This is a genomic window from Corynebacterium sp., from assembly GCF_030532715.1.
Lineage (GTDB): Bacteria > Actinomycetota > Actinomycetes > Mycobacteriales > Mycobacteriaceae > Corynebacterium.
In genome coordinates this window covers 163,753-182,984 of the sequence record NZ_JAUNKO010000004.1, presented here as the reverse complement: position 1 = coordinate 182,984, position 19,232 = coordinate 163,753, and the positions used below count along the sequence as shown (strand labels likewise).

Below are 19,232 nucleotides of genomic sequence, written 5' to 3'. Positions count from 1 at the left end.
AACCTACGTGATCACCAGCAACAGGTCGCCGCCTTCAACCTTGGTAGCCTGGCTGAGCACCACCCGCTCAACGGTGCCGGCAACGGGTGAGGTAATGGTGGCTTCCATCTTCATCGCCTCAATGATGGCTACCGGTTGTCCCGCTTCGATGGTGGCGCCAACCTCGGCGGTGACGGTCACCACGCCGGCGAACGGCGCGGCAACATGGCCCGGGACGCTGCTGTCGGCCTTCTCTGCGGACGCAGTTACGGATTCGACGGAGTTGTCGCGCACCCGCATGGGGCGAATCTGGCCGTTGACGTTGCACACAATGGTGCGCATGCCTTTTTCGTCAGGTTCGGAGATGGCGTCGAGCCGCACAAGCATATGGGTGGAATCGCCCAAGTCAATCATCGTTTCCTTGCCTTCGACCAACCCGTAGAAGAATTCCCGATCGGTCAGCACGGAGGTGTCGCCAAAACGGCGGCGATGCTCGGCAAACTCAGCGGCCGGCTTGGGGAACATCAGCCGGTTGAGCGCCCCGCGGCGAGCGCTGGCGGCACCGGAGGTCAGTGCCTCCGCTTCCTCGGCGGGCACGGTGACTTCGCTGTTTGTGGGCGCGCGGCCCTCCAACGCCCGCGAACGCAGCGGCTCCGGCCAACCGCCGGGCGGGGTGCCAAGCTCCCCGTTGAGGAAGGCGATGACGGAATCGGGAATGTCGTACTTCTGGGGATCAGCGGCGAAGTCCGCGGGGTCGACGCCTGCGCCAACCAAGTGCAAGGCAAGGTCGCCGACCACCTTGGACGACGGGGTGACCTTTGTGGGTCGACCAAGCATGTCGTTGACGGCAGCGTAGTAGTCTTCGATGAGCTCGAAGCGGTCCGCCAACCCGAGCGCCACGGCTTGCGCACGCAAGTTCGAGAGTTGGCCACCCGGGATTTCGTGGTGATACACGCGGCCGGTGGGTCCGGGGGTTCCAGATTCGAAGGGCGCGTACATCTGGCGGACGGCTTCCCAATAGGGCTCCATGTCGCTCACGGCGTCGAGGGAAATGCCGGTATCGCGCGGCGTGTTCGCGAACGCTGCAACGATGGCGGACAGGGAAGGTTGGGAGGTAGTGCCGGACAGTGGTGCGGAGGCACCGTCGACGGCGTCGGCACCCGCGTTGGCCGCTGCGAGGTACGTGGCCAATTGGCCGCCAGCGGTATCGTGGGTGTGCACGTGCACAGGCAGGTCGAACTCGCGGCGCAAGGCTGAAACGAGTTTGGCGGCCGCCGCGGGTCGGAGCAGCCCGGCCATATCTTTAACGGCCAGAATGTGCGCGCCGGATTCCACAATTTGTTCGGCAAGCTTGAGGTAGTAATCCAACGTGTACAGCTGTTCGGCAGGGTCGGCGAGGTTGCCGGAGTAAGCCATGGCCACCTCTGCGACGCTGGTGCCGGTTTCGAGCACGGCGTCGATAGCCGGGCGCATTTGGCTGACGTCGTTCAGAGCATCAAACACGCGGAAAATATCTACGCCGCTGCGGGCCGCCTCGTGCACGAACGCGCGACACACGGAATCCGGGTACGGGGTATAGCCCACCGCGTTGCGGCCCCGCAACAGCATCTGAATATTGATGTTCGGCATCGCGCGCCGCAGCTCGTCCAAACGTTCCCACGGATCCTCGTGCAGGAAGCGCAAGGCCACATCGTAGGTGGCGCCGCCCCAAGCCTCTACCGATAGCAACTCGGGCGTGAGGTGGGCGACGTGGCGGGCGGCGTCGACAAGCGCGGAGGAGCGTACGCGAGTGGCCAACAGCGACTGATGCGCATCGCGGAACGTCGTATCCGTCACGGCCAACGCGCTTTGACGCCGCAGCGCTTCCGCAAATTTTTTCGGACCAAGGTCGCGCAAGGTATCGCGGGAGCCCCGGCGCAACGCCCCCAACTGCGGCAGCTTCTCGACGGCCGCCCCTACCGCCGGCGGTGCCCCATGCGGGCGGTTCACCGTCACGTCAGCAAGGTAGTCCAGGATCCGTCCCGCCTCGTCGTCTGCGGGCGGGGCGGACAGCAACCACGGGTGATCTTCAATAAACGAAGTGGAAACGCGCTGGCCAGTAAAGTCCGGCTCGCGCAACAGGGCCCGCAAAAACCCAATATTGGTAGCCACGCCGGACACGTGAAACTCCGCCAGCGCGCGCTGGGCGCGAATCACGGCGCCATCAAAATCCGCGCCGCGGCACGTCATTTTCACCAACATGGAATCAAAATGGGCGGTAATCTCGCCGCCGAGCTGCGCCGCACCATCCAATCGAACACCCGCACCACCGGGGCTACGGTAGGCGGTAACCACGCCAGTGTCCGGACGGAACCCATTGCCCGGGTCCTCCGTGGTAATCCGGCATTGCAACGCCGCACCCTCGGTGTGAATCTGCTCTTGGGTGAGCCCCAATTCCCGCAACGTCGCGCCAGCGGCAAGGCGCATCTGCGCCTTCACCAGATCGACGCCGGTCACCTCCTCAGTGACCGTGTGTTCGACCTGAATGCGGGGGTTCATCTCGATGAATACATGGTTTCCGTTTTCATCGACCAAAAACTCCACGGTGCCAGCGCCGGTGTAGCCGATCTCCTTACAGAACTTCACGGCATCATTACAGATCCGCTCCCGCAGCGCCGGATCAAGGTGCTGCGCCGGGGCAATCTCCACCACCTTTTGGTGCCTGCGCTGCACCGAACAATCCCGCTCGAACAGGTGAATAACCTCGCCGGAGACGTCACCCAAAATCTGCACCTCGATGTGCTGGGGGTTCATCACGGCGCGTTCGATGTAGACGCGGGCGTCGCCAAATGCGCTCAACGCCTCCCGGGAGGCCTCCGCCGCAAGATGCGGCAGCTCCTCCGGCGTGCCAATAAAGCGCATGCCACGACCACCGCCGCCCGCCACAGCCTTCACAAACAGAGGGTAGGTTTGCCCCTCGGCGCGCTTGACCAACACGTCAATATCGTCGCTGGGTTCCGTATCCTCCAGCGTGGGCAAGCCCGCCCGGCGGGCGGCGGCCACGGCCGCAGACTTATCACCCGTAAGCTCGAGCACTTCGGGCGATGGACCAATGAACGTGATGCCATGCTCCGCGCATTCGCGGGCGAAATGAGCATTCTCCGAAAGGAAGCCGTAACCAGGGTAAATCGCGTCCGCGCCGGCCTGTCGGGCCGCCCGCAGAATTTCATCAATATCCAGGTAGGCCTTGACCGGCGAACCTTCAGCACCGATACGATACGCCTCGGAGGCCATAGCGCGGTGGAACGAATTGCGGTCTTCCTGTGGGAACACGGCAACAGTTTTCGCGCCAATCTCGTAGGCGGCGCGAAATGCGCGAACTGCGATCTCGCCGCGGTTAGCGACGAGAATCTTCGCAAAAGTGGCAAGCTTGGGTGTTTTAGTCACGTCTCTGCCTTTACAGTGGGGTGAATGCGTGAATTCGGTCACTAGAATACCAATTCTATGCCACGAATCTCGCAAACTCGGGCAAAGTGATCCACTGCGTGAATTTTTCACTCCCCCACGGGGCATATTCGCAATTTTTGCCCGGTGTTATCCCGGGCGGGACTACCCCAGATCGTCGTGCTGCACGAGTTGGCGTGCGGCTTCCGTAATGGATCCGGAAAGCGTGGGGTACACGGCGAAGGTGTTGGCCAAATCGCGAACGGTGAGGTTGTTGCTGATGGCAACGGCAATCGGGAGGATAAGCTCGGAGGCCGTTGGAGCGACCACGACGCCGCCGATAACGAGGCCGGAGTTTTTGCGGCAAAAGAGCTTGACAAAGCCGTGGCGCAGGGAACGCATTTTGGCGCGCGCGTTGGTGGCCAGGGGCAGCACTGCCACGCGGGCGGACACCTCGCCGGATTCCACTTGGGCGTGGGTAACACCAACTGCAGCGATTTCGGGGCGGGTGAACACTGCGGTGGCCACCGTCTTCAGGCGAATCGGGCTCACGCCTTCACCGAGGGCGTGGTACATGGCGATGCGGCCTTGCATAGCGGCCACCGACGCCAACGGGAACAGGTCCGTGCAATCGCCCGCCGCATACACGCCAGCCACAGAAGTGCGAGACACGCGGTCGACCTTAATGTGGCCGGATGGGGTGAGCTCCACCCCGATCTTTTCGAGGCCAAGCCCGTCCGTATTGGGGACGGAACCCACCGTCATCAACGCGTGGGAACCGTGGATCTCACGGCCGTCGGTAGTGCGCACGGTGACTCCGCTGTCGGTGCGGGTCACGGCGTCGACACGCGCGTGCTTTTCCAGGGCGACGCCGCGTTCCGCAAGCACGGTTTCCAGCACGTCGGCGGCGTCAGCGTCGTCATGTGGGAGGATGCGGTCGCGGGACGCAACCATGGTCACTTTCACCCCGAGCTCAGCGAACGCAGAAACGAACTCGGCGCCGGTCACGCCGGAACCCACCACGATGAGGTGCTCGGGAAGTTCCGTAATGTCGTACACCTGGCGCCAGTTCAAGATGCGCTCCCCATCGGGCTCGCAATTCGGCAGCACGCGCGGGGACGCGCCGGTAGCCAACAACACCAGGTCGCATTCGATGGTTTCTTCGGTGCCGTCGGCGTGGGTGACGCGGACGTAGTGGGTGGTTTGCTTGGGCTGATAATCGTCGAACACGGCTCGGCCCTCAACCACCGTGATGCCGGCGCGTTCCATCTGGCGGCGCACATCGGCAGACTGGGCGTGCGCGAGCTCCTTGACGCGGGCGTTCACGGCGTCGAGATGCAGGTGTGCCTCCCCCAAGGACGCGTCCAAACCCATATCGTCCGCGCGGCGCAGGTCCGTTTTAATGGCGGTTGCGGAAATGAATGATTTCGACGGCACGCAGTCATACACCACCGCCGAACCACCCAAGCCTTGATCCTCAACCAAAGTAATTGTGGCGCCGTACTTCGCGCCTGCGAGTGCCGCCTCGTAGCCAGCCGGACCGCCGCCGATAATGACGATTCGTTGAGTCAAAGTAAGTCCTTACGTTTCAGGGGATGCCAGGTGAAGCCAAAGATGGCTCACAGTCTATCTGCATGCAGGACCGAAGCAAACAGCTTCACCCCGACGTCAATGCAGTTTTCATCAACGATGAGATCCGACTGGTGCAAGTCATACTCTGCGGTGGTTTTACACCCAAGCCGCACCATACAGCCGGGGATCTGCTGGAGATACCACGAGAAGTCCTCGCCACCCGAGGATTGCAGGGCTTCCACCACCCGAAATGGGGAATGATCGATGAGCAAATGCGTTGCTATCGGGTCGTTGACCACCGGCGGGATCCCACGCGTGTAGTCGATATCGTAGCTACACCCGGTGGGGGCAAGGATATGCCCGATGAGTTCCTCGAGCAGGGGCTGGATTGACAGCCACACATCCACCGAGGCGGTTCGCAACGTGCCGGAAACCGAACCCATTTGCGGGATGGCATTTGCGGCGTTCCCGGCATGGATGCTGCCGAACACCAATACGGTACCGGTGCGCGGGTCTACCCGGCGCGACAGTAGCGCCGGCAATTGGGTGACCAACGAGGACAGCGCGAATACCACATCGTTGGTGAGCTGCGGGCGCGAGGTGTGGCCGCCGGGACCGTACACATTGACGGAAAGGATGTCGGCGGCGGAGGTGATGGCCCCGGCGCGCACCCCGATCGTGCCCGTCTCCAGCGCGGGTTCACAGTGCACGGCGTAGATTTTCTCAATCCCCTGGATGCCGCCCCACGAGATCACGTCCGGCGCCCCGCCGTACATGACTTCCTCGGCGGGCTGGAAAATCACCCGGCAATCCACCGGCTCCGGGTACTCGGCGAGGGCGCAGGCAATTGCAAGCGCGATGGTGGTATGCACGTCGTGCCCGCAGGCGTGCATCACACCGGGGTTTTGAGAGCTGAACGGCAGCCCCGTTTCCTCTTCAATTGGCAGGGCGTCAATGTCCCCGCGAAAAGCGATGCGTGGCGTACCGATATCCACCATCAACCCCGTTGTGGGGAACAGGTGCGGTTCCAGCCCGTAGCCACGCAAAATCCCCGCAATATAGGCGGTGGTACCGTGCTCTTGATGCGATAATTCGGGGTAGGCATGCAGGTAACGACGCCACGTGAGCACTTCGTCCCGATTCTTCTCCAGCCACCGGTCGATGTGCGAGCGGATGTTCACATTATTCCTTTCCCTGGCGATCCTGCTTGCACCCATCCTATTATCAGGCTATGACCCCGTTAACCTTCGGCACCGCTGGGTTACGCGCGCCGGTCGGCCCCGGACCCGAACAAATGAACGTTTCGCAGGTAACTCGCACAACCGCGGGTGTGGCTACGTGGCTGGCGCAACGCTCCGCTCGACTGCATTTGCAGCACGCGCCGTTAGAATCCGTTGCACTGCACACTGACGACGGCCCCCTACAAGTCGTCGTGGGTTTCGACGCCCGCTACGGATCGCACACCTTTGCCACCACCGCCGCGGAGGTGCTAGCTGGCGCGGGCGTGGAAGTACTGTTACTGCCAACCCCGACGCCAACGCCGGTGATCTCGTGGCTCATCCGCGACCGGAAGTGCGACGCGGGCATTCAGATCACGGCGTCGCAAAACCCGGCGACAGATAACGGCTATAAGGTGTTCGATTCGGACGGTCGACAAATTACCAGCGAAGACGCACACGCTATCGAAGCGGCGATCACCGATTGCGGGCCGGTGCCGCGGGTTACGGTGCGCCCCGGCGCGGACCAATTACGGCGCTACCTCGATGAGGTGGTCGAGCTGGTCAACCCAGGCACGGACCTACTGCGGATCAACAACGAACGCGCCGCCTGCCGGGTGGTGTACACCGCCATGCATGGGGTGGGCGGCCGCGCGCTACACCACGCACTGCAAGCCAGTGGATTCGCATTAAGTTTCCCCGTGGAAGAACAACAGCACCCCGACCCTACGTTCCCTACTTTGCGTTTCCCCAACCCGGAGGAACCGGAGGCGGTGGAGCTGCTGCTGCGCACCGCGCGGGAAGTCGAAGCCGACGTCCTCGTCGCACTCGACCCCGATGCGGACAGATGTGCGATCGGTTACCGGCGCGGCGCGGAGTATGTGATGTTGCGCGGCGATGAACTCGGCCCCCTCCTCGCCCACCGCCTCGTGCCCGCCGGCGGCGTGGTGGCCACCACCGTGGTGTCCTCCCAACTGCTGCAAAAGATGGCGCAGCGCCGCGGCTGGGGCTACTGCGAAACTTTAACCGGTTTCAAGAACCTCTCCCGGGCACACCCCGAACTGGTATTTGCCTACGAGGAGGCGGTGGGAACGTCACCTGCGCCGCACATGGTTCCAGACAAAGACGGGATCGCCACGGCGCTGATCGCATGCGCCTGGGCCGCCGAGCTCAAGGCTCTCGGCCGCACCCTGGGCGACGAACTCGACCTGTTACACCGCGAATTTGGCGTCCACCTGGGTACACAGGTCCCCGTCCGCACGACCGCCCCACAAGCGTTTGTCGACGCCCTGCGCGGCTCTCCGCCCACGCAACTCGCCGGGATGCCCGCCACAATGACCATGCTCCCCGCCGATCAAGGGCTCGTATTCACATGCGAATGGGAAGAAGGTACGCTGCGGCTCATTGCACGTGCATCCGGCACGGAACGGAAGGCGAAACTTTACCTTGAGGTAGTGAGCCCGTCGCGCCAAGCCGCACAACGCGTCCTCGCCGAACTGCGCAAGGACGCGGAAGAGCTCGCGGCAAGCCACTAGGGGCTGAGCCCTAGAGATCGATGTTGCGGGGGCCGTACAGTCGGTCGCCCGCATCCCCCAAACCGGGCACGATATAGGCATCCTCATTGAGTTCGGGATCGATGGTGGCGGTCACGAGGCGCACCGGCAGCCCGGAGTCGGCGAGGGCATCCACGCCGGGCTGGGCGGACACCATACACACGGCGGTGATGTCAGTGGCGCCCCGATCATGCAGCAGGCGAATCGCATGCAGCAGCGAACCACCAGTGGCGAGCATGGGATCCACTACGAACACGGGTTGCCCGGTGAGATCGTGCGGTAAGGCCTCCAAATAAGGCACGGGCTGGTGGGTTTCCTCGTCTCGGGCAATGCCGATAAAACCAACTTGAGCGTCGGGGATCATCTTCAGCGCGGGGTCGATCATGCCGAGCCCTGCGCGGATCACCGGCACGATGATCGGCGGGTTTTTCAGCCGGGTTCCCTGCGCCACCCCCACCGGCGTGTGCACGTCAAAGTGTTCGACGGGAAGGTCGCGGGATGCCTCGTAAATCAGCATGGTGCCCAAGTCAGCCAATGCCGCCCGGAACACCGTATTATCGCTGCGCGCATCCCGCATCATGGTCAAGCGGGACGCGGCCAGCGGGTGATTAACAACGGTGATCTGCATACCCCCAATCGTAGCCCTCATGGAACCTTAAGCCCTACCCAAGCGTCCAAGGTGTATGGAACTGCAGCCAGATGAAGTGCGTACCCTTCTCACCGAGCTGTTGCGAGGCGCTGGCACCGCCGCCGCTGGGTATCACACCCCCGACCCCGCGCTGGGCGCATTTTCCACCGCCCTAGCGGCCGCGATTGAATCCTGCTCGCGGCGCAGCTTGCACCTCGGGCAGCACGCTGAAAGCATCGCCCAACGCGCGGCGAACTACGTACTGCAGGTGGAAGATGCGGATAATCAACTCGCCTACCAGCTGGGGCAACTCGCATGATCGACACCATCCTCGCGGAGATTGATCGGCGCATCCCACACCTCGAGGTGCAGCCGGTGCAACTTCCGGATATCAGTGCCGCCATCCCCCTGGCGGAAGCCTTGGGCGTGGAATTGCCGCTGATCGGCGCGCACCAACAATTGGCTGCTGATGTCGCCACCATTGATCGGCTATTGCAAACCTTGCCGGATATTGAGGCGAAACTCACGGACCTCGCCGGGCAAGTGCTGCACCATGTGGGCGGGCTGCTGCCCCGGCTGGCGGCGTTTGAACCTGCGGCGTTTGCGGAGCTCGCGCAATTGCCGCAATTGGTGGCGGGGATGGCGGAGACCCTGCTGCCGGACCTTGGGCCCGCCACCACCGAATTGGAAACCATCGCAGCCTCCACCGCCGGACTCGAACTCACCGTCGATCATGGGGATGCGGGTTCGGAAGGCGGGGCGTCGGCAAGCGGGGAGCAAGCGGTCGCGGCAGCGCGGAGCGCACTGGGCACCCCCTACGTCTGGGGCGGCACGACTCCCGGCGTAGGGCTGGACTGTTCGGGGCTCACGCAATGGGCCTGGCGGCAGGCTGGCGTGGAACTACCCCGGCTTGCCGAACAGCAGTGTGTAGGCAGAGAAGTGAGCGAGGCTGAGCTGCAACCCGGGGACCTCGTGGTGTGGGACGGGCACGTAGCAATGTACTCCGGAAACGGAAATATGATCGAAGCCGGTGACCCCGTGCAGGAAAGCCCGCTGCGAACCACCAATATGGGGATGGCCTTTCAAGGCTTCTTTCGGCCGACCGGGTAGAATCACGCCTCATGGCACAACAAGGAATCGTACCTGTATCCATCGAGTTCAGCGACGGCAAGTTTTATACGCTGTGGGCGCCCCGCTGGAAGGAGCACGGGCAGGAGTGGCAAGCGTTCCTCGGCTATGGAGACAACGTATATATGTTCAAATCTCCCGCCGAGGTGCTGGCGTTTATTGAATCCGGCGACAAGCACGACCTTGTGACGCACCCCAAGTGGGGTCATTTCAACGCGGGCGACGCAGCGCGCGTGGTGCCCGCCGAACGCGATGAGGTTTCCTTTGTGGAGCTGCCCCGCCACCTTGCGGGCCGGCCGTCCTACCAAAACGTCAGCGCCGTAGCGCGCGGGTTCGCATTGGCAAAGAGCTTAGGATCGGTGTGTTCGCTGAGCGCGGTGGAGTCCTTCTTCGCCGGGCACTCCATCTTGGCGAATGTGGAGCGCGGGCACGATCATTTCGGCGGTGACCATGGCATGTCCGAGTGGTCCGCAATCGGCCGCGTGGTGCTGGTGAACTGGGACAAGGTTGCGGATTCACTCGACACTGTGGTGCACACCCCCGAGGTGGAAGTCGGGGACGCTGCGGAACGCATCGCCGCGGCGCAGCAAGCTGCCGAGGAGGCGGCAAAAGCGCGAGCCGAGGCCGCCGAGGAAGCCGCGGACCCCTACGACACTTCCGTGTGGGCCGCCGCCGGCATTGACCCCATCAAAATTGTTATCGACGGCCGCACCCTGTACACGCTGCGCACATACCTCGGCGAGCAACCCATCTTCTTGGGTAAGTTCGGCCAAATTGTCACGTTTAACAACCGGAAGGCCATGGCGCGGTGGCTGGCGGAACACTCCGACCATGACCTAGCTGCCGTGTCCACCTGGCCCACCATCATGGACGAAGTCAACGGCGGCGAATTGGATATCACCGTCCACCCCGACAACACCTATGTGTTTACCGGCCTGCGCCAAGACATCGGCGAAGGTACCGACGCCGTGGACGCCGAACAACTACGCCAAGCCTACGAACTGCTTGCGGACTCGGCGGACTGGGCAGACGATGACTCCGTCAACTCGGTGCTGGTAGCAAACCCGGCCTTGCAGGAATACATCTCCTACATGCTGGGATCCGCCACCGGGTACGTGCCTTCGGCTCCCTTCACCGCCGAAGTTGACGGCTGGAAGCAGCTCGAAGATACCCTCATCGCCCGCTTCAGCAAGTTCTAGGGCGCGCGCGGCTCGCGCGCGCCTGCCGCAGGTTATTTTTTGTTGTCGCCGTCTTCTTGATCCTCGCTTGGCGGCAACTCCACTGGGCCGTCGTCCGCGCCGATGCCGAGGTCGGACAGGTTGATCCCAAGATCTTCGAGCATGCTCAAGTCAAAGTTCAGATCGTCCACGTTGTAGTCTTCATCGTCGCCGACCATGCCCAGTGCGTCACGGCTGAACTCCTCCATCTGCGCAAATTGGCGCGCCTGGTAGGCGGGAAGAATAATCTTTTCAAGGATGATCCGCCGCAGGAACCACGGCGCAAACGCGTTTTCGATTGCATTTTTGGTGAGGTCGAACAGCTCGGCTTCTTCGAAACCAAAGTAGTCCACCAAGATCATCATTTCGCGGGTCAGGGTGGTGCCGGAAACCAACCGATTGTCGGTGTTGACGGTGCAGCAGAACCCCATCTCCCGCAGCATCGGCAGCGGATAGTCGGCGTAGTCGTCCACAATGCCGGTTTGCAGGTTTGACGTTGGGCACATTTCCAACGCGATTCGCCGGTCCCGCACGTAGCTCGACATTGGCCCCGTAGCCAAGCCGTTAATCACGGCGTGGAAGTCCTCGAACATGCGCACACCGTGCCCGATTCGCAGCGTCCCTTGGCGCACCGCGGATTCCAATGATTCCACCCCGGCCGCTTCTCCCGCGTGAATGGTAAACGGCACGAAGTTTTCGCGGAGCAGCTGGAACGCTTCCGCATGTTGGGAGGGCGGGAAACCGTCCTCGGCGCCCGCGATATCAAACCCCACCACGAGGCTGTCCTGGTGATAGTTATCCACCGTAAGCTGCGCGATTTCTGCGGTGCGGTTCGAGTGCCGCATGCCGCACAGGATAAGGCGCGCCTCAATACCCCATTCGTTGTCCACGAGTTCCATGCCTTCACGCAGGCCGTCGGTAACGGCGTCCACCACGTCCTGCAGGCTCAGCCCATCTTCGAGATGCTGTTCGGGTGCGAAGCGCAGCTCGGCGTAGACGATGTTGTCGCGGCTGAGGTCGATGACGGCTTCCCGCGCCACGCGCCGAAGCGCCAAGGCCGTTTGCATCACCGCACAGGTGTGCTTGAAAGTTTCCAAGTATTTCGGCAGGGACCCTGACGACGCCGCGGTGTAAAACCACGACTCCAGTTCCTCAGGGTCGGTGGTTGGCAGCTCCGTGTATCCGCACTCCTGAGCTAGCTCGATAATCGTTGCTGGGCGCAGGCCACCGTCGAGGTGGTCGTGCAACAGCACTTTTGGCAGGCTGTGGATTTCCGATTCGGAAAGGACTGGCGAAGCATGATCAGGTTGCATGCCGCCAGTCTATCGACGGAACAGGCGACCGGCTACCGCCGCACCAACGGCACCAGCTGCGGCGACAGCCGCAATCGTGCGCGAAGACGGCGCCACGCGCACCTCTTGGCGCACCCGAATCACCGCCGGATTCGGCACCGCAGGCTTAATCAACGCCAAGGATTCCTTCGTGGTGGCCGCCCACGCCGAGCAATACAGCAGGATGCGCCACACGAAATACAGCAGCACCATCACGCCGATAACGGGCCCGAACGTCGCCCCCGCCGGGTTCGTGAGTGCGTTCGAGAAGAATATGGAGGCAACCTGTTTGAATACCTCAAAGGCCACCGCACCAATCATCGCGGCGCGCACCGCGGACCGCCGAGGCACCTTCACTCGCGGCATGAACTTAATCAGCCAATAGAACACGATAAAGTTCGCCACCAAGCCCAACAGCACGGCAATGGAACGCAACACAATAAACATCCCCGGCACATTCGCCAACGCAAACGCGTCCAAGATGCGATACGCCAAGCTAGAAGAACCGGCCACGGTCACACCGAACGCGATCACTAGGGAGACAAACAAACCGAACAGACCGAGCAGATCCTTAAGTTTGTTGTTCAGCATGGTGCCGTCGTTTGGATTGATGCGCCACATTTTGGAAACGCCGTACCGCAAGTTGTGCATCCACCCCATGCCGGACCACAGTGCGGTCACCGCACCAATGCCGGCCACGGTGCCGCGCTGACTAATCGCCGTTTCCAAAATGGTATTGATGGGTTCCGCCAGCTGGCCGGACACCTGCCCAGCAATCTGCTCTTGGATTTCCACCACCATCTCTGGGCGGCTGGCCAGCACGAACGCCACCCCAGCAAACACCAGCATCAAAATCGGCAGCATGGAAAGCACCGAAAAGTAGGTGATACCTGCGGCGTATTGATTGCCACCCATGTCGGTGTAGCGTTCGTTCATCCGCATCAGGTGATCGAACCATGGCCAGCGCTGGCGGTAGCGATCCACAACACCAGGTTGATCCTGGCTCACGCGCTCAATGCCGTGCACATCAACTCGGGTTTGCGGGGTAGCTGTCAACTTCTGCTGCCTTCCTACTTGGAGATGCGCTAGGTTTTCGGAAGAAAACCAACGCGGTCGTACACATCTGCAAGGGTGCGCGACGCAACTTCACGGGCACGGTCCGCACCTTGGGCGAGGATTCGCTCCAATTCACCACGGTCCGACATGAGTTCATCGAACCGGGCACGCAACGGGGTGGTGAAAGCTTCCAGCGCTTCCGCCGTGTCCTTCTTTAAGGCACCATACCCGCTACCTTCGTAGCCGCGCTCAAGATCCTCAATCGGCGTGCCGGTCAGCGCGGATTGAATTACCAACAGGTTTGACACCCCCGGTTTGTTCTCAACGTCGTAGCGGATCACCGCCTCGTTGTCCGTCACCGCGCTCTTAATTCGCTTAGACGAAACTTTCGGATCATCCAAAAGGTTAATCAGGCCCTTCGGATTATCACCGGATTTGCTCATCTTCACCGTAGGATCCTGCAAGTCAAAAATCTTCGCCGCCCCCTTTGGAATAAACGGCTCCGGCACCGGGAACGTTTCCTTATACCGCGTATTAAAACGCTCCGCGAGATTCCGAGTCAGTTCCAAATGCTGACGCTGGTCCTCTCCGACGGGCACCAAATGCGGGCGATAGAGCAAAATATCAGCCGCCATCAGCATGGGATACACAAACAAACCGGCGGAGGTCCGATCCGCCCCGCGCTTGGCGGATTTGTCTTTGAACTGGGTCATTCGGGAGGCTTCCCCGAAGCCAGTCAGGCACGTAAGCACCCACGAAAGCTCCACATGCTCCGGCACATGAGACTGCACGAACAACGCGGACTTTTCCGGGTCAATCCCCGCCGCGATCAACTGGGCGGCACCCGCCACGGTGCGATGACGCAATTCCTGCGGATCCTGATCCACGGTAATCGCATGCAAATCAGGAATGAAATAATAAGCATCGAACTCGTTTTGCAGATTGATCCACTGCTTCAGCGCACCTAAGTAATTTCCTAGGTGGTATGAGTCTGCGGTCGGCTGAATACCTGACAGAACGCGCTGCTTTTTTTCGGGAATTGTCATGGTCTCATAGCTTACCCCGCACCACCGAAGGAGGCTTCACCGACCTCACCTGTCCGCGAGTTAGACAAAATGGCCAAACTGTCGCCGAACAACACCGCTCGATCATATTTTCCGGAAGTTTCCGCGGATACATTCATGATGTCCGAGCCGGGGAATCCGAATTCGCTATCCACCCCGCCGAGGCGCTGCCAGCGTTCGTGGATACGGCCACCGATGTAATGGATGCCGCTGTCCTGCGCGGAATACAGCCAGGTTGCTTGTTCGAATCCCTGGCGGGCGCCGGAGCCGACCTTTTCCACGTCGGTCGTGGGCATGCCGAGCAGCCCGCTTTCCCCGCCCAACAAGATGAATTTGATCAAAAATTCGTTGTACATTGCGTGCGCCCCCGTGCGTGGCGACCAATACAACATGCCGTGCTCATACACGGCTTTCGCGCCCCCATCACCGGCTTCCACGATGCGGGTGAGCGGCTTGCCTAACTTGCCGCGTTCCCCGCCAAGGCGCTCGTACTTCTTCTCGATTGCCTCGGGGTGCTCAGCAAGCGGCAGATGCTGCGCGATCGTGGCCTGTTGTCGAGTCATCCCGGCAACCACCTCGGCCAATTCCTCTTCGCTCGGCAGCGAATTGTCCAACGGGGTTGGCTGGCTAGCCACTGCAGCTTGCACTTCTTTGTAGCTGTAGTTGGGCCCTTTGTCGGCGCTGGGGGCCGCCAGCAACCCATTGGCCGCGACGATCGAACCCACGCCGAGGACAGCGACGATCAGGGATAGGGGTAATGCTTTTGAATGATTCACCCAGATCAGTGTACTAGCGGTATTCCACAATGACAGGAGCGTGATCCGACCAGCGCAGGTCGTAGCGGTCGGCTTTTTCCACCCAGCTGCGGTGCGCGCGTTCCAACATTGCGCGGGTCACGGCCTGATAGTCGATGCGCCACCCCGCGTCGGTGTCGAACGCTTTTCCGCGGTAGGACCACCAGCTGTACGGCGCGTCGTCGGGCTGTAAGCGGCGCGCCGCATCGAACCACACCGGCTGCGTGTTCGCTTCTCGACGCCGCGCCCCCACATAATCGACCGCCCCGAAGTAATCGCCGAATTCCGGGATCTGGCTGGATTCGTCGGGGAAGGTGCCAAACACGGCGTCCATAAACGCCCGCTCGTCGGGCAAAAACCCGGCGCGTTTTTGGTTGTTCTTCCAATTTTTCAGGTCCTGCTGCCGGTGGCAGATGTTCCAGTCCCCGCCGATCACCATGTGCTCGTACTCTGCGGCTTTGCTGCCCAGCACCTGCTCAAACACATCAAGGAAGCGGAACTTCTCGTCCTGCTTGTCAGTCCCCGCTTCGCCGCTGGGCAAGTACAGCGAAGCCACCCGCACATCCTGCGTGGTGGCTTCGAGGTAGCGGCCCGCATCTTCGAAGCCGGCGATGCCCACCGAGACGTCGAGAAGCGGGGTGCGGGAGAGGATGCCCACCCCGGCGCGCCCCTTCGCCGCAGCCTCGGCGCCGGCGTAGTGCCAGCCTTGGTCCAGCGCCGGCGCCAACGCCTTCAGCGTATCCTTTTCGGTCGCACGTACTTCCTGAAGCAGCACAACATCCGAACTGGTGTTGGACAACCAATGCAGGAAGCCGAGGTTCTCCTCGCTGCGCTGCTTCACAGCCGCGCGAATGCCGTTGACGTTGACGGTAGTGATGGTAAGCATACGGCTCAGCGTACTTTATACCGCCGACACAGTCTGCGGCGCGGCGGCCGCGGTCCGGCTGCGCACGGTGACCCGCTTAGTACCGAAACCGCGGCGCAATACAAACGCCGGCGCCCACAGCGCCAAGCCGAGCACCGCCAGTACGGCACCGCCTAAGGCGGGCGCGCTGTAGCTGTACCCACCAGCGATCATCGCACCGCCGAGTGCCGCACCGAGCGCGTTTGCGGTGTTCAACGCGGAATGGTTGAGGGAGGACGCCAAGGTTTGGGCGCGCCCCGCAACGTCCATGAGCCGGACCTGGAGCGACAGTGCCAGCGTGGAGCCGAAGAATCCAATGGCGCCGAAGTTGACCACGGCCAACCAGGGAGAAACGTTGGTGGCAAAGTAGAATCCCACGAGCAGGGACAGCAGCGCCAGCAGGGACACCACGATGCCCACCTCGACGTTGCGGTCGGCCAACCGGCCGCCAGCGAGGTTGCCCACGACCATGCCCACGCCGTACACCATGAGCACCAGCCACATCCACGACTGGTCCAGGCCGGCATCGCGCATCGTCCACGTAATATATGTGTACACGGCGAACATGCCGCCGAACCCCACGGTGCCAATCGCAAGCGTGAACCAAACCTGGGAGTTCGCCAAAGCGCCGAGCTCCACAATGGGGCGGGTTGGCTGCATCAGCGTCATGTGCGGCATCAAGTACCACAGGCTGATCAGGCACACTAGGCCGATGAGCGCCACCAATGCGTAGGCCGCGGCCCACCCGAACGCCATGCCCAACCATTGCGCTGCGGGAACCCCCGCGACGGTGGCCACAGACAACCCGAGGCCCACGGTCGCCACCGCACGCCCGCGCTGTCCGGCTGGCGCCATGGAAGCCGCCGCAAGGCTCGCCACGGAGAAATAGGCGCCGTGCGGCAGGCCCGCGATAAACCGTGCCACTAACAAGCTGTCGTACGACATTGCCGCCGCACTTGCCGCGTTGCCCACCACGAACGCGGCAGTCAACAGCAGCAGCAAGCGGCGACGGGGCAGCATGCCGGTGCATACCGTGATCACCGGCGCACCAACCACCACGCCGAGGGCGTATGCGGCGATGACGTGCCCGGCTACATCTTCGGTGATTCCGAAGTCCGCGGCCACAAGGTCCAGCAACCCCATGGAAACGAATTCGGTCGTGCCAATTCCGAAACCGCCGAGGGCGAGTGCAACCATCACCACGAAGCGACGGGTGGCGCTCACCTCGGTCTGGCGCAAAACAGTACGTCGTTGATAATTCACGGATCGGAACGCTACACCGCGAACCGCGCCATTGCGTATCGACGCCGCGGCCTCCGCCCCGCCCGCCGCACCGAGCGTCGCTTGACCAAGCGTCAAATTGACAACGATTCCTTTTTCCCAGGTCACATGCCCTAGCCCGCAGCCGCAAGTGACGGCCGCCACGTGTACGGCTCCTGGCTGGTAGGTGCCGGTTCCATCGCCGTGTAGAGCCTCGATGCGAACCACCAATCACAGCTTCCTGTACCCACAATGCGCTTGCGCACCATGCGAGGCACGTGGCCCCTCATCTCACACAAGCGGAAGGCAAAGTGAAAATCGCCACACTATTGCAGGCGCTGGCCTATGATCCGCTCGCGCGCTCCGGTGAATTTTGGTGCTCTTGAAGCTGGATCACCATCTTTCCCTCCTGAATCATTGACGGCGCAAAGCGCACGATGATGCGCTCCCCTTCCTCCTGCCCGACGGTGTCGCCGTCCTTGATCACCAACCCATTTCGAATCAAATAGTCCGCAACGCCAGCTAGGAAATCCAGCGTTTCACCGGGAGTTTTGGTACTTTCCGGCATTTCCAAGTCCATCAAATCCATACGATCAAGACCGACCGTGGCCGCCGCGAAATTCCCGGAAGACTGGGTGCCAAAACTAAAGTTCAGCCAAATCGGCAGCAGCGGGTCCGGCAACATCGAACACGCAACGTTGCGGAACACCTCCGGCATAATCAACTGATCCGAGGCTGGCCACACCACAGCGAAGGTCTCCCGCGAAATCGCCACCAGCGAAGCCACCACCTTGGACAGCAACTCCGCCTTTTGCACCCCACTCAACGATTCCGAATTCGCCACCATCACCAGCGAATGCGCCTGATATTGCTCATTGAAGTCCGCGCCGTTTGGCCACAGGCTGCTGGCGGCCCGCTTCTCAATCGGTTCTTGACCAAACGGCACCGGAATCGGCTTGACTAAAAACCCACTATCCCGGTACGTGAACGCGGCCATGCCAGGCTGCTGGTCGCCGGTGAATTCGGGGTCGTCGGCAAGCTGATGTTGCTGGGCTAACTCCGGCCAGTCCTTGTGCAGCTGCTCGCGCAGCGCATCCTGGGTAACTTCCTCATCAATAGTGTTCTGCAAGAGGATCGCGATTGCCATAACGCAGGGCTCCTTGTGGCTTCTGATTAGTCAATTGAATAACGGTTTTTTCGGGATCCGTGGAGGCCTTCGCATACACCGCCCGGATACGTTCTTGTTCGGATTCGCCCACGGTGTGGCCGTCTTCAATCACCAACCCGCGGCGAACTAAGTAATCAGCCACGTTGACCAAAAACTCATGGGTCTCCCGCGGAGTTTTTTCACTATCCAGGATTTCTAAATCCATCAAGCCTAGGCGATCCAGGCCCTGCGTCGACGCGTGCAACCGGCCATCCGAGCGCTGCCACATCGGAAACGCAACCCACAAATACAACGGCGCCTCTGGCAGCCGTTGCATGGCCATCTCGCGGAACATCGGCGGATAAATCAAATGATTCGCGCCCGCCCAATACACCGCGATCGTCTCCGAAGAAATACGAATCAGTGAAGCAACCACCCGCGTCAACATCGCGGCCGCGTGCCGTTCATCACGGGTTTGATCAGCCACCGCGACGATGCAATGCGCCTGGTAGGCCTCATTAAACGGCTTCCCGTCCGGCCACAACAAGCTAGGACCACAAAGTTCCGAAACATCATCGGTAAACGGCGAGTCCACCGGCCGGATATAGATGCCCGATGAATCACTGGCCAAACTCGCCTGGCCATCGGCATGTTCCCCACGCTCCTGCACAATGCTGACATCACACCCCGGCCAATCCTTCAACATTTGCGCCCGCACACCAGCCGCCGTCACGGCGGGATCAAACCGGTGCTGGAACACTACCGCGAATGCCGTAGACACTTGTGTTGTCCTTTCACTGGGTGAAACATGCTGCGGTGACCCGACCTTAGCAGAAACGCAACAAGCGAAACCGCAGGTAAACAAACACAAATCCGATTGTGTGCATGTTTTCTCGGCGCTTCCCAGCAGGGCTCACCAACGCCAACGCAACGATTGACACAAATGGGCGAAACCCCAG

Annotated in this window: 16 protein-coding genes; 4 read left to right on the top strand and 12 right to left on the bottom strand. The window is 61.5% G+C overall.

What is annotated here, in order from left to right:
• Nucleotides 1-3: 3 nt before the first annotated feature.
• From Q4D83_RS07765 to Q4D83_RS07755, 3 genes are all read right to left on the bottom strand, one after another.
• Nucleotides 4-3,405: a pyruvate carboxylase gene (locus Q4D83_RS07765; protein ID WP_303174448.1), complete on the bottom strand. Its 3,402-nt coding sequence runs from the start codon at nucleotides 3,403-3,405 to the stop codon at nucleotides 4-6.
• A gap of 162 nt (nucleotides 3,406-3,567) precedes the next feature.
• Nucleotides 3,568-4,974, bottom strand: a complete 1,407-nt coding sequence (locus Q4D83_RS07760) for an NAD(P)H-quinone dehydrogenase (protein WP_303174447.1) — start codon at nucleotides 4,972-4,974, stop codon at nucleotides 3,568-3,570.
• A 47-nt stretch (nucleotides 4,975-5,021) separates the two neighbouring features.
• Complete coding sequence (locus Q4D83_RS07755) at nucleotides 5,022-6,155, bottom strand: amidohydrolase (RefSeq protein ID WP_303174445.1); 1,134 nt, start codon at nucleotides 6,153-6,155, stop codon at nucleotides 5,022-5,024.
• A 50-nt stretch (nucleotides 6,156-6,205) separates the two neighbouring features.
• Here Q4D83_RS07755 and Q4D83_RS07750 point away from each other — a divergent pair, with 50 nt between their 5' ends.
• Nucleotides 6,206-7,726: a phospho-sugar mutase gene (locus tag Q4D83_RS07750; protein WP_303174443.1), complete on the top strand. Its 1,521-nt coding sequence runs from the start codon at nucleotides 6,206-6,208 to the stop codon at nucleotides 7,724-7,726.
• A gap of 10 nt (nucleotides 7,727-7,736) precedes the next feature.
• Here the strand turns inward: Q4D83_RS07750 and upp are convergent, their stop codons facing one another.
• Nucleotides 7,737-8,372: a uracil phosphoribosyltransferase gene (upp, locus tag Q4D83_RS07745; RefSeq protein ID WP_303174441.1), complete on the bottom strand. Its 636-nt coding sequence runs from the start codon at nucleotides 8,370-8,372 to the stop codon at nucleotides 7,737-7,739.
• A 55-nt stretch (nucleotides 8,373-8,427) separates the two neighbouring features.
• Between upp and Q4D83_RS07740 the strand changes: the two genes are divergently transcribed.
• Genes Q4D83_RS07740 through Q4D83_RS07730 form a run of 3 tightly spaced genes read left to right on the top strand, consistent with a single transcriptional unit; the run spans nucleotide 8,428 to nucleotide 10,699 of the window.
• The gene (locus Q4D83_RS07740) at nucleotides 8,428-8,691 is read left to right on the top strand and encodes a hypothetical protein (RefSeq protein WP_303174439.1); all 264 of its coding nucleotides are present in this window, start codon (nucleotides 8,428-8,430) and stop codon (nucleotides 8,689-8,691) included.
• Complete coding sequence (locus Q4D83_RS07735) at nucleotides 8,688-9,482, top strand: C40 family peptidase (RefSeq protein WP_303174437.1); 795 nt, start codon at nucleotides 8,688-8,690, stop codon at nucleotides 9,480-9,482. Before Q4D83_RS07740 ends, Q4D83_RS07735 begins: the two co-directional genes overlap by 4 nt.
• Before the next feature lie 11 nt (nucleotides 9,483-9,493).
• Nucleotides 9,494-10,699, top strand: a complete 1,206-nt coding sequence (locus Q4D83_RS07730) for a hypothetical protein (RefSeq protein WP_303174434.1) — start codon at nucleotides 9,494-9,496, stop codon at nucleotides 10,697-10,699.
• Nucleotides 10,700-10,731: 32 nt separating this feature from the next.
• On the opposite strand, the gene Q4D83_RS07725 is transcribed toward Q4D83_RS07730, so the two are convergent.
• From Q4D83_RS07725 to Q4D83_RS07690, 8 genes are all read right to left on the bottom strand, one after another.
• Nucleotides 10,732-12,030: an adenosine deaminase gene (locus Q4D83_RS07725; RefSeq protein WP_303174432.1), complete on the bottom strand. Its 1,299-nt coding sequence runs from the start codon at nucleotides 12,028-12,030 to the stop codon at nucleotides 10,732-10,734.
• A gap of 9 nt (nucleotides 12,031-12,039) precedes the next feature.
• The gene (gene yhjD / locus Q4D83_RS07720) at nucleotides 12,040-13,104 is read right to left on the bottom strand and encodes an inner membrane protein YhjD (protein WP_303174429.1); all 1,065 of its coding nucleotides are present in this window, start codon (nucleotides 13,102-13,104) and stop codon (nucleotides 12,040-12,042) included.
• Nucleotides 13,105-13,133: 29 nt separating this feature from the next.
• A complete protein-coding gene (gene trpS, locus Q4D83_RS07715; RefSeq protein ID WP_303174428.1) occupies nucleotides 13,134-14,150 on the bottom strand; it encodes a tryptophan--tRNA ligase in 1,017 nt (338 codons plus the stop codon).
• A gap of 11 nt (nucleotides 14,151-14,161) precedes the next feature.
• A complete protein-coding gene (locus Q4D83_RS07710) occupies nucleotides 14,162-14,944 on the bottom strand; it encodes an LGFP repeat-containing protein (RefSeq protein WP_303174425.1) in 783 nt (260 codons plus the stop codon).
• A gap of 13 nt (nucleotides 14,945-14,957) precedes the next feature.
• On the bottom strand, nucleotides 14,958-15,848 hold the full coding sequence (locus tag Q4D83_RS07705) for an exodeoxyribonuclease III (RefSeq protein WP_303174423.1): 891 nt from the start codon (nucleotides 15,846-15,848) through the stop codon (nucleotides 14,958-14,960).
• A gap of 15 nt (nucleotides 15,849-15,863) precedes the next feature.
• Nucleotides 15,864-17,129, bottom strand: a complete 1,266-nt coding sequence (locus Q4D83_RS07700; protein ID WP_303174722.1) for an MFS transporter — start codon at nucleotides 17,127-17,129, stop codon at nucleotides 15,864-15,866.
• Between the two features lie 340 nt (nucleotides 17,130-17,469).
• Nucleotides 17,470-18,273: a DUF4261 domain-containing protein gene (locus Q4D83_RS07695; protein WP_303174421.1), complete on the bottom strand. Its 804-nt coding sequence runs from the start codon at nucleotides 18,271-18,273 to the stop codon at nucleotides 17,470-17,472.
• A complete protein-coding gene (locus Q4D83_RS07690; RefSeq protein ID WP_303174419.1) occupies nucleotides 18,239-19,054 on the bottom strand; it encodes a DUF4261 domain-containing protein in 816 nt (271 codons plus the stop codon). Before Q4D83_RS07690 ends, Q4D83_RS07695 begins: the two co-directional genes overlap by 35 nt.
• Between the last annotated feature and the right edge of the window lie 178 nt (nucleotides 19,055-19,232).